Origin of the sequence: Stutzerimonas stutzeri SDM-LAC (genome assembly GCF_000235745.1) — a bacterium.
Lineage (GTDB): Bacteria > Pseudomonadota > Gammaproteobacteria > Pseudomonadales > Pseudomonadaceae > Stutzerimonas > Stutzerimonas stutzeri_H.
The window spans coordinates 1-9,783 of record NZ_AGSX01000170.1 but is presented as its reverse complement, the minus strand read 5'-3'; the positions used below and the strand labels follow the sequence as shown (position 1 = coordinate 9,783).

Annotated in this window: 13 protein-coding genes; 9 read left to right on the top strand and 4 right to left on the bottom strand. The window is 60.8% G+C overall.

Features of this window, described 5'->3' with window-relative positions:
* The 7 genes from PSTU_RS21795 to PSTU_RS0116625 all read left to right on the top strand — a co-directional run.
* Positions 1 to 577, top strand: a 577-nt coding sequence (locus PSTU_RS21795) for a PilZ domain-containing protein (protein ID WP_019342146.1), incomplete at its 5' end; no start/stop codon positions are given.
* A gap of 132 nt (positions 578 to 709) precedes the next feature.
* Positions 710 to 1,420 carry a dihydromonapterin reductase gene (folM, locus tag PSTU_RS0116650; RefSeq protein WP_019342145.1) on the top strand — a complete coding sequence of 237 codons (711 nt, stop codon included), beginning with the start codon at positions 710 to 712 and terminating at the stop codon, positions 1,418 to 1,420.
* Positions 1,421 to 1,437: 17 nt separating this feature from the next.
* Complete coding sequence (gene folX / locus PSTU_RS0116645) at positions 1,438 to 1,812, top strand: dihydroneopterin triphosphate 2'-epimerase (RefSeq protein ID WP_019342144.1); 375 nt, start codon at positions 1,438 to 1,440, stop codon at positions 1,810 to 1,812.
* A 224-nt stretch (positions 1,813 to 2,036) separates the two neighbouring features.
* Positions 2,037 to 2,330 (top strand): DUF1244 domain-containing protein, encoded by a 294-nt coding sequence (locus PSTU_RS0116640; RefSeq protein ID WP_019342143.1) that lies wholly within the window; start codon positions 2,037 to 2,039, stop codon positions 2,328 to 2,330.
* On the top strand, positions 2,327 to 2,686 hold the full coding sequence (locus PSTU_RS0116635; RefSeq protein ID WP_019342142.1) for a HopJ type III effector protein: 360 nt from the start codon (positions 2,327 to 2,329) through the stop codon (positions 2,684 to 2,686). The genes PSTU_RS0116640 and PSTU_RS0116635 overlap by 4 nt, the downstream gene beginning before the upstream one ends.
* 169 nt (positions 2,687 to 2,855) lie before the next feature.
* Entirely contained in the window at positions 2,856 to 3,614 is a 759-nt protein-coding gene (gene cysZ, locus PSTU_RS0116630) for a sulfate transporter CysZ (RefSeq protein ID WP_019342141.1), read from the top strand.
* A 55-nt stretch (positions 3,615 to 3,669) separates the two neighbouring features.
* The gene (locus PSTU_RS0116625; protein ID WP_019342140.1) at positions 3,670 to 4,281 is read left to right on the top strand and encodes a flavodoxin family protein; all 612 of its coding nucleotides are present in this window, start codon (positions 3,670 to 3,672) and stop codon (positions 4,279 to 4,281) included.
* A 61-nt stretch (positions 4,282 to 4,342) separates the two neighbouring features.
* On the opposite strand, the gene PSTU_RS0116620 is transcribed toward PSTU_RS0116625, so the two are convergent.
* The 4 genes from PSTU_RS0116620 to PSTU_RS0116605 all read right to left on the bottom strand — a co-directional run bounded on the left by PSTU_RS0116620 (position 4,343) and on the right by PSTU_RS0116605 (position 7,314).
* On the bottom strand, positions 4,343 to 5,452 hold the full coding sequence (locus tag PSTU_RS0116620; protein ID WP_019342139.1) for an NADH:flavin oxidoreductase: 1,110 nt from the start codon (positions 5,450 to 5,452) through the stop codon (positions 4,343 to 4,345).
* 62 nt (positions 5,453 to 5,514) lie between these two features.
* On the bottom strand, positions 5,515 to 6,111 hold the full coding sequence (locus PSTU_RS0116615; protein WP_085990192.1) for a TetR/AcrR family transcriptional regulator: 597 nt from the start codon (positions 6,109 to 6,111) through the stop codon (positions 5,515 to 5,517).
* A 136-nt stretch (positions 6,112 to 6,247) separates the two neighbouring features.
* Entirely contained in the window at positions 6,248 to 6,730 is a 483-nt protein-coding gene (locus PSTU_RS0116610) for a glutathione peroxidase (protein ID WP_019342137.1), read from the bottom strand.
* Between the two features lie 98 nt (positions 6,731 to 6,828).
* Positions 6,829 to 7,314: an FKBP-type peptidyl-prolyl cis-trans isomerase gene (locus PSTU_RS0116605; RefSeq protein WP_019342136.1), complete on the bottom strand. Its 486-nt coding sequence runs from the start codon at positions 7,312 to 7,314 to the stop codon at positions 6,829 to 6,831.
* A 234-nt stretch (positions 7,315 to 7,548) separates the two neighbouring features.
* Between PSTU_RS0116605 and PSTU_RS0116600 the strand changes: the two genes are divergently transcribed.
* Together PSTU_RS0116600 and PSTU_RS0116595 are read left to right on the top strand one after the other, a co-directional pair.
* Complete coding sequence (locus PSTU_RS0116600; protein WP_019342135.1) at positions 7,549 to 8,736, top strand: acetate kinase; 1,188 nt, start codon at positions 7,549 to 7,551, stop codon at positions 8,734 to 8,736.
* A 100-nt stretch (positions 8,737 to 8,836) separates the two neighbouring features.
* A partial coding sequence (locus tag PSTU_RS0116595; protein WP_019342134.1) for an AAA family ATPase occupies positions 8,837 to 9,783 on the top strand: 947 nt, incomplete at its 3' end.

The following is a 9,783-nucleotide window of genomic DNA, read 5'->3' as shown; positions in this document are numbered from 1 at the left end:
GGGGGGGGGGGAGCCGCGGGCGGGCTTTCGCGTCGACGGCGGTGAAAAGGCCAACGGCCTGCTCCTGCAACTGGCTGCGAAAGCGAACCTGACCCTCGAAGCCGAGTTCGAGGAATACTGCATGTCGTTCCCGCTGCAACTGAAGCAGGACGAGTTCCAGACTGTCCAGTTGCAACTGGCGCCGCCAACCATCTATGAGCGCGGACCGGTGCTGCGCGCCTGGCGCTTGCACCTGGACGAGCCGCTGCCACTGCTCTCCGAGGAGGGCAACGAAACCGCGCTGAGTGTTCATGAGCTGTCACCCAGCGGTCTGCTGGTGGACGCTGGCGACAAGCACAAGGCGCCCAAACATTTACATATGCGTCTGGCATTGCCGGGCGAAGACCCGTTTCAGATCGACGCGCACCGCATTCGCCATGCCGAAGGTGGGATGACCGCGTATGAAGTCGAATATCCGCAGGACAAGGATGCCGAACGCATCCGTTCCTATCTGTATGAGCAGCATCAGCGTCTGCATCCCGAGCTCCAACCGGAGCTCTCCATGCAGACCGCCGTCGACTTGCCCGAGAACTCCTAGCGGCGCAACTCTCTGCCGCTCCTGCATAAGGAGGCCCGCGCCATAGGGCCGTCGCGTTCCCTGGTGTAAGCTGAGTGGCACTGCAGCCTTGGACAGGCGCTGCGACCACCCATCCCCACCCGGTATTCGAGCATGACCCAGCCGACGGCCCCGATACTGATTACCGGCGCCAGCCAGCGTATTGGCCTGCATTGCGCCGAGCGCCTGCTTGACGAAGGGCAGCCGGTAATCGTGAGCTACCGCACCTCTCGACCCAGCCTGGCTCGGCTTCGCGAGCGCGGCGTTGTGACCTTGCACGCCGATTTCTCCACTGCACCCGGCATCCTGGCCTTTATCGCTGCCCTCAAGCAGCACACCAGCGCCCTGCGCGCGATCGTTCACAATGCGTCCGACTGGCACCCCGAGACAGCGGGCGAAGAAGCTGAGACATTCCAGCGCATGTTCGAGGTGCACATGCTCGCGCCTTATCTGATCAATCTTCACTGCGCTGAACTGCTGCAGCAGGGTGGCCCGGCAGACATCATTCACATCGGTGACGACGTCACCCGAGTCGGCAGTAAAAAGCACATCGCTTATGCGGCCAGCAAGGCCGGCCTGGACAATCTCACCCTGTCGTTTGCCGCCCGGTTGGCGCCGGCGATCAAGGTCAATGGCATAGCGCCCGCCTTGATCCAGTTCAATGAAGGCGACGACGAGACATACCAGCGCAAGGCGCTTGCCAAGTCTGCCCTTGGCATCGAGCCCGGTGCCGAGGTGATCTACCAGAGCCTGCGCTATCTGCTGGATAATCCCTATGTCACCGGCACCACGCTGCGCGTTAACGGTGGCCGCCACCTGATCTGATAGGCCAAGGAACCCCCATGCCCCGACTGGAACCTGCCATGGCGCGCATCCGCGTCAAAGACCTGCGCCTACGTACCTTCATCGGTATCAAGGAAGAGGAAATCCTCAATAAGCAGGATGTCCTGATCAATCTGACGATGCTCTATCCGGCAGCCGAAGCCGTGCGCGACAACGATATCGAACATGCGCTGAACTACCGAACCATCACCAAAGCCATCATCCGGCACGTCGAGGACAACCGCTTCGCCCTGCTCGAACGGCTCACCCAAGAAATCCTCGATCTGGTCATGGCGCATCCGCAAGTGCGCTACGCCGAGGTCGAAGTGGACAAGCCGCATGCGCTGCGCTTTGCCGAGTCGGTATCGATTACCCTCGTCGCGCATCGTGACTGAACGCCGCGTCAATCGCTGCCTAAGGGTTTCAACCCCGGTGCCGGCAGGTAGCTTTCGGCAAAACGCAGCGTCGTTTTCCAATCCCATCCAGCTGCTGCATGGCGGGTTGGCCGTCCTGTTTAGCCGAGGCGGTTCGCGCCGCTAACTTCCCGGTAGCTAGCTGGCCCAGGACCTGCGTCGAGGTTATGATCCCGCCCACGTCTGCAACGCCGAGACCTTTGAAGATGAATGAGCAAGAACGCACCGAACTCGAAGCTGCTGCTTTCCGCCGCCTGGTCCAGCACCTGCGCAGCCGCCCGGATGCACAAAACATCGACCTGATGAACCTGGCCGGCTTCTGCCGCAACTGCCTGTCGAAATGGTACAAGGCCGCCGCCGATGACCTGGACATCGAAGTCAGCCTCGATGAGGCGCGCGAAGAGGTCTATGGCATGCCCTATGCGGAATGGAAGAAACGCTATCAGAAGGACGCGACGCCAGAGCAACAGGCTGCGTTCGACAAGGGTCAAAAACCATGAGCAGCCTCAGGGACTTTCGCGCCAGCCTGCGCAATCGGAACCACCCGTTCAGCGAGACGTTGGCATTCATTGCCAACGCCTACGACTACCAGCCAACCGGTTTTCTCAACGGCGCCGTTGAAAACGCCGCCGGACAGAACGAGGGATCGTGCAAGACGCTGGGGCTGGCCGTACTGGAAGGCTTTACCACGGAAGAAGCGTTGCTGGCGTTCGGCGAGCACTATCAGTCGGTACTGGAAAACCCCAGCGGAACCGATCACCTGAACATTCGCGCCTTGATGGATACCGGCCTTGCGGGCGTGCGTTTTGATCAGCAGCCGCTGAGACGCAAACCGGTGAATTTCGAGGAGAAGTAATAGAGTGGCCAACCAGGCACTGGGCAAGGCTTGAAGCGGACGACCCTGAAACAAAAGAAGATTTGCGCCTAAAAGCCAAGTGCAACGCTGGCCATCGATTGCAATGCGCGCCTTTTCCCGCCCCGGCAAAGCCGGTAAGGTCCGGACCGTCCTTTCCGGAGTTTCGCCAATGCCCGTCGCTGCCCTGTCCGGCCCCCAATACCTGCGCGAAGGCTTGAAGCTGATTCTTAGCCCAGGCCTGAGGCTGTTCGTCATCCTGCCGCTGACCGTCAACCTGCTGCTGTTCTGCGGCCTGATCTATCTGGCCATGCGCCAGTTTGGTGGCTGGGTCGATGCCTTCATGCCCAACCTCCCCGAGTGGCTGATGTTCCTCGAATACATCATCTGGCCGTTGTTCGTGGTGCTGGTGGTCCTGATCGTGTTCTTCACCTTCACCATACTCGCCAACATCATCGCCGCCCCGTTCAACGGTTTCCTCGCCGAAAAGGTGGAAACCGTGGCGCGCGGCGTCGATAGCGCGCCGCCATTCAGCTGGGGCGAGCTGCTGGCTATGTTGCCGCGAACCATCGGACGCGAGGCACGCAAACTGGCGTACTTCGCACCCCGTGCGCTGGCGCTATTGATCCTCTCGTTCATACCCGTGGTCAATCTGGTCGCGGCGCCACTCTGGCTGCTGTTCGGCATTTGGATGATGGCGGTGCAATACATCGACTATCCGGCGGACAACAATAAGATGAGCTGGGCCGAGATGATGGTCTGGCTGCGCCAGCGCCGCTGGAAGAGCCTGAGTCTCGGCGCGGTGACCTACGCAGCGCTGCTGATCCCCGTCGTCAATCTCCTGATCATGCCGGCGGCGGTCGCTGCTGCAACGCTGTTCTGGGTTCGTGAGGGCGGCAAGACGACAACGCCCACAGTGGCCGATTCGTGAACTGCGAGGCGTTGAGGTGTCTAGATTTGAACACCTTCAAACCGGGAGACTCGCAATGGCGCTTACCGCCCTCGCCATCAACTGCACGCTCAAGGCATCGCCCGAAGAATCATCCTGTGGCCTATTGCTGAGCCAGGCCCAGCACGAACTGGAAAAACTCGGCGTCAGCTGCGAGCAGATCCGCGCAGTGGATTTCAACATCAAGCCGGGCGTGACGTCAGACGAAGGCGAAGGTGACGACTGGCCGATGATTCGGGAGAAGCTGCTTGCCGCGGACATCCTGATTCTCGGCACGCCGATCTGGCTCGGCCATCCAGCCAGCGTCTGCCAGCGCGTACTGGAGCGACTGGATGCGTTCATCGGTGAGGTGGACGACGAGCAGCGGATGGTTTCCTATGAGCGCGTCGCGTGCGTCGCGGTGGTGGGCAATGAAGACGGTGCTCACCACGTGGTAGCGAGCCTCTACCAGGGGCTTAGCGATGTGGGCTTCACCATTCCCGCCAACGGCTGCACCTACTGGGTCGGACCGGCGATGGGCTCGACAGATTACAAGGATGTGGAAGACCCGGGCGAGAAGATCACCAAGACCAACGCGATGCTGGCGCGCAACGCGGTGCATCTAGCCAGGCTGCTCAAGCAATCCGGTTATCCGGGCGCCTCGCAATAACACAGCACAAAAAGAAGCCATCACGAGGATGGCTTCTTGGCAGCGAAAAGTTGCGTGCCCGTCAGGCCAGCGTCTTCAGCGCCTCACGGCTAAAGGGCAGGATGTCCTGCATGCGCCCCTCCTTGACCTTCAGCGCCCAGTCCGGGTCGCAGATCAGTGCACGTCCTACCGCGACCAGATCGAACTCCTGCTTGTTCAGCCGCTCCAGAAGCCCTTCGATATTGGCCGGCTGTGCCACCTTGTCAGTCTTGACCATGAACTGCAGGAACTCACCATCGAGGCCCACGCTGCCTACGGTGATGGTCGGCTTGCCAGTCAGCTGGCGAGTCCAGCCGGCAAGATTGAGATCCGACCCTTCGAATTCCGGCTCCCAGAACCGGCGAGTCGAGCAATGGAAGATGTCCACGCCTGCCGCAGAAAGCGGCTGGAGGAACTCGCCCAGCGCTTCCGGCGTGGTCACCAGGCGCGCCGTGTAGTCCTGCTGCTTCCATTGAGAAAAGCGGAAGATGATCGGGAAGTCCGGACCTACCGCCGCACGCACCGCCTCGATCAGCTCGATGGCGAAGCGCGAACGATTGGCTAGACTGCCACCATATTCGTCGGTGCGCTGGTTGCTGCCTTCCCAGAAGAACTGGTCAACCAGATAGCCGTGCGCGCCGTGAATCTCGACGCCATCCATGCCGATGGCCTGGGCGTCTTTGGCAGCCTGGGCAAACGCTGCGATGACTTCCTGAATATCCTGTTTGGTCATGCCGTGCACCACGACCTGACCGTCCTTCAGTTTCTCCATCGGGCCGTAACCCGGCACTTCCGGCTCCGGCTCGGTTCCCTTGTGGCGAACATTGCCCACGTGCCATAGCTGCGGAACGATCTTGCCGCCGGCGGCATGCACCGCCTCGACCACTGCCTTCCAGCCTTCCAGCGGTGCTTCGCCGTAGAAGCGCGGCACCTGCGGATAGCCATTGGAGGCCTTGTGGCCGACCGTTGTGCCCTCGGTGATGATCAGCCCTACACCCGAGGCGGCACGACGCCGGTAATACTCGACGACGTCCGCGGTTGGCACGCCGTTGGGCGAGAAGGAGCGGGTCATCGGCGCCATCACGACACGGGTCGGCAGTTGCAGGCTACCGAGTTGGAAGGGTTGAAACAGGGCGTTCACGGCTGCGGTCATTGCTGTCTCCTCTGGCTTGAATCAAAAAGCGACCGGTCGTCTCGCCGATCGCCACAAAAAAATCAGTGTGGCGTCAGCAGACGCTCCAGCTGGCTCAGGAATATGTTCAGCGGCGCCACGCTGCGGCCCACCTTCATGCGCAACAAGGCGCCCTCCCAGGCGTTGCTGATGAATTCAGCCAATGCCAGACAGTCGGTGTCGGCATCGACCTCGCCGGTTGCGCACGCGTGCTCAAGGCAGCTAGCCAGCAACTGGACCGAACGCAACAGAATCGCTTCGACCTGCTGGCCAATGGGCTGCGAAAGCTCGGCCATCTCAAAGCTCAAACTGCCGATGAAACAGTGATACTCCGGACATTCCTGGCGTGAAAAATGCGCCACGACCTCGGCGTAATAACCAAGAATCCTTGCGCGCGGGCTCTGCTTAGCATCGAGCAGCGCTGCCTGATACCGCTCAAGTCGCGGCCGATAGAGGTGCTCCAGCGCCTGCAGGGCAAAATCTTCCTTGCTGGCGAAGTAGTGATAGAAGGAACCCTTGGGAATGCCGGCAGCCTGGACAATCTCCAGCACGCCGGTGCCGTGATAGCCACGCCGGGTCATCACCTGTGCGCCTTTGGCCAGGATCAGGTCACGCTTGTCGTTGCGGGCTTGGTTGCTCATGACGACCAGCATATGACCGGTCGTCTAGGCCGAACACCATCATCCACGGTGCTTATTACCGTGCAGTCTTCAACACAATGGTGGTTTTCCGAGAAGGCGTTAGAGACAGCAAACGCCCTGTCGGGAAATGGCGCACTCAGCCGAGCGCGCTTTCGATGGTCTGGATTAGCGCTGGATCATCCGGCGCGGTGCGTGGGGAGAAGCGCGCCAGTACGCGTCCATCCTTGCCCACCAGAAACTTCTCGAAATTCCAGCTGATGTCGCCGGGAAAGTCAGCGCCCTCTCCGGCCAACAGGCGGTACAACGGGTGACGCTGCGAGCCGTTGACCTCAAGCTTGCTGCTGATCGGAAACGTAATGCCGTAGTTCTCGCTGCAGAACTGCAGGATGTCCGCATCGCTGCCCGGCTCTTGCGCGGCGAACTGGTTGCAGGGAATGCCCAGGACGCCGAAACCGCGATCATGGTAACGCTCGTGCAGCGCTTGCAAGCCTGCATATTGAGGGGTGAGACCACACTCGGAAGCCACATTGACCACCAGCGTCACCTGGGATTTCAATGGCGCCAGGGGAAGTTCCTGGCCCGCAAGGCCGGGCAGAACCAACTCGTGAAACGCGCTCATGTGTCTCTACTCCAGAGTAAAAAGCGCTCCGGCAAACACCCGAAGCGCTTCCATGGCCCGATCCGGGCTTGTTGCTGACCAGCCGCTCGCGACGCCGATCAGTGTTGGTGGCCACCTTCACCATGTACATGACCATGAGCGATTTCTTCTTCGCTGGCTTCACGCACGTCAACGATCTTGACTTCGAAGTTGAGACGCTGGCCGGCCAGAGGGTGATTGCCGTCGACGACCACATCGTCGCCCTCGACGTCCCGAATGGTGACGATCTGCATGCCGCCATCCGGGCCGGAAGCGTGGAACTGCATGCCCACTTCCAGCTCATCGACGCCTTCGAACATCGCACGGTTGAGGGTAGCGACCAGCTCCGGACTGTACTCGCCGTAGGCATCCTGCGGCTCGATGGCGACCTTCACCTCGTCACCGCCTTGCTTGCCTTCCAGCGCCTTTTCCAGACCGGCAATGATATTGCCCGAACCGTGCAAATAGACCAGCGGCGCGCCGCCGGCCGAGCTGTCGATCACTTCACCCGCATCGTTGGTAAGTGTGTAGTCGATTGACACAGCCTTGTTAGCGGCAATCTGCATGGGGCGAAACCTTTGTTGGGGAATGTGAGTGAAAGTCTAACCGCGCGCTGCAGTGATTGCGAACCGGCGCACGGACCAGGGGACCATTGGCAGTTCGGCCGCCGCGCAACTTCATGCGTAGGGCGGTGCCGAATACAACCTTTGGAGAGCATCGCCCCCCTCAAGGTTGTGCAAGAATCCCCGCCTGTAAATGTAGGACTAATTCAACAATTAATTCCGCGTCAAGGAGCACCGATGTCAGCTCGAAACATCCTGGTGATTAACTGCGGCAGTTCGTCGATCAAATTCGCACTGGTCAACGAAGCGCAAGCAACTTTCCCCCTGCAGGGTCTGGCCGAACGTGTCGGCACCCCGGAGGCCGTGCTGCACTGGCAGCTGGGAGACACCAAACAGAGCCTGAACATTCCAGGTGCCGATCATCGGGCCGCGCTGGAAAGATTGCTGCCACTGGCTCAGGAGGCTGCGGGCGGCAAACTGGACGGCATCGGCCATCGTGTGGTCCATGGTGGCGAGCATTTCACCGGTTCCACGCTGATCGACGAGCCGGTACTGAAGGCTATTCGCGACAGCGCACAGCTGGCGCCACTGCACAACCCAGCCAACCTGGTCGGCATCGATGCAGCCATGACGCTGTTCCCCGGCCTGCCTCAGGTTAGCGTGTTCGATACCGCCTTCCACCAGACCATGCCGGAGCATGCGTTCCGCTACGCCGTGCCCGAATTCCTCTACAAGGAACACAGCGTCCGCCGCTACGGCTTCCACGGCACCAGTCACGACTATGTGAGCAAGCGTGCCGCCGAGATGACCGGGCTCCCGGTCGGTGACAGCTGCTGGCTGACGGCTCACTTGGGCAATGGCTGCTCGACCTGTGCCATCGTCAATGGTGAGAGCCGCGATACCAGCATGGGCCTGACCCCACTGGAAGGTCTGGTAATGGGCACCCGTAGCGGTGATGTCGACCCCAATCTGCACAGCTACCTGAACCGCACCCTGGGCTGGAGCCTGGAGCAGATCGATCGCATGCTCAATCACGACAGTGGCCTGAAAGGTCTGTCCGGACTGTCCAATGACCTGCGTACGCTGCAGGAAGCCCGGGTTGCTGGGCATCCCGGCGCCAGCCTGGCGTTCGAAGTCTTCTGCTACCGCCTGGCCAAGTCCCTGGCAAGCATGGCGTGCGCACTGCCAAAACTCGACGGACTGATCTTCACTGGCGGCATCGGGGAGAACTCGATGGCCGTGCGCACCCGCACCCTCGAACACCTGAAACTGTTCAATTTCAAGCTGGATGAAGAAGCCAACGCACGCTGCACGCGCGGTGTAGGCGGAGAAATCCAGGCGGCGGGGAGCCCCCGCGTGCTGGTGGTACCGACTAACGAAGAACGTCAGATCGCGCTGGATGTGCTGGCGCTGCTCGACGCCTGACAGCGCCCCGACCGCCAGACGCATAGTAAGAACCCGATGTCCGCAAACGGCGTCGGGTTTCGTCTACCTGGCATCGCCCTTCGCCCGATAGGAGATCATCATGCATACCTTATTCCTCGCACCCTGCGGTTTTGGCGGCGGCCTTAACTCCATCAGTCTCGGTCTGATCAGTGCGCTCCAGCGTGCCGGGCTGAAGGTCGGCTTCTTCAAGCCCATCGCCCAACCGTTCCCCCACGATCAAGGCCGTGAACGCTCTTGCGTTCTGGTAGAACGCACTCTGAATATCCTGTCGCCCGAGCCGCTGCCTCTGGAGCAGGTGGAGCGCCAGTTGGCCGATGGTGAACTCGACCTACTGCTCGAGGACGTGGTCAGCCGCTATCAGGAGGTCGCCGCGGGCAAGGATGTGGTCATTATCGAAGGCATGGTGCCGACCCGTGAGTTCAACCACACATCGCGAATCAATACCCATCTGGCGAAAAGCCTGGACGCGGATGTCATCCTGATCGCTGCACAAGGAAGCGACACGCTCAAACGTCTGGCCGAGCGCATCGAGATCCAGGCACAGCTGTTCGGTGGCGCCAAGGACCCGAAGGTGCTGGGCCTCATTCTCAACAAGGTCAAGGGTGACGACGGTGCGCCTGCCTTCATTGACGGACTCAAGGCACAGTTGCCTCTGCTAGGCACTGCAGATTTCCAACTGCTTGGCGCAATCCCTTTCGCCGACAAACTCAACGCATTGCGGACCCGCGACATCGCTGAACTGCTCGATGCCAAAGTCCTTAATGCCGGCGAAGCGGCGCAGCGTCGCGTTGAAAAGATCGTTCTGTGCGCCCGCGCCGTCCCCAACACGGTGCAGTTGCTGCAACCAGGCGTATTGGTAGTCACTCCGGGTGATCGCGACGACATCATTCTTGCGGCGAGCCTGGCCTCGCTCAATGGCGTCAAGCTGGCCGGCCTGCTGCTCTGCAGCGACTTTGCTCCCGATCCGCGGATCCTCGAGCTGTGCAAGGCCGCGCTCGACGGTGGCCTACCGGTGATGACTGTGCA

What these genes read in the sequence shown, in the direction of transcription:
- folM (WP_019342145.1), top strand. Translation starts at nt 710, where the DNA reads ATGACCCAGCCGACGGCCCCGATACTGATTACCGGCGCCAGCCAGCGT.
- folX (WP_019342144.1), top strand. Translation starts at nt 1,438, where the DNA reads ATGCCCCGACTGGAACCTGCCATGGCGCGCATCCGCGTCAAAGACCTG.
- PSTU_RS0116640 (WP_019342143.1), top strand. Translation starts at nt 2,037, where the DNA reads ATGAATGAGCAAGAACGCACCGAACTCGAAGCTGCTGCTTTCCGCCGC.
- PSTU_RS0116635 (WP_019342142.1), top strand. Translation starts at nt 2,327, where the DNA reads ATGAGCAGCCTCAGGGACTTTCGCGCCAGCCTGCGCAATCGGAACCAC.
- cysZ (WP_019342141.1), top strand. Translation starts at nt 2,856, where the DNA reads ATGCCCGTCGCTGCCCTGTCCGGCCCCCAATACCTGCGCGAAGGCTTG.
- PSTU_RS0116625 (WP_019342140.1), top strand. Translation starts at nt 3,670, where the DNA reads ATGGCGCTTACCGCCCTCGCCATCAACTGCACGCTCAAGGCATCGCCC.
- PSTU_RS0116620 (WP_019342139.1), bottom strand. Translation starts at nt 5,452, where the DNA reads ATGACCGCAGCCGTGAACGCCCTGTTTCAACCCTTCCAACTCGGTAGC.
- PSTU_RS0116615 (WP_085990192.1), bottom strand. Translation starts at nt 6,111, where the DNA reads ATGAGCAACCAAGCCCGCAACGACAAGCGTGACCTGATCCTGGCCAAA.
- PSTU_RS0116610 (WP_019342137.1), bottom strand. Translation starts at nt 6,730, where the DNA reads ATGAGCGCGTTTCACGAGTTGGTTCTGCCCGGCCTTGCGGGCCAGGAA.
- PSTU_RS0116605 (WP_019342136.1), bottom strand. Translation starts at nt 7,314, where the DNA reads ATGCAGATTGCCGCTAACAAGGCTGTGTCAATCGACTACACACTTACC.
- PSTU_RS0116600 (WP_019342135.1), top strand. Translation starts at nt 7,549, where the DNA reads ATGTCAGCTCGAAACATCCTGGTGATTAACTGCGGCAGTTCGTCGATC.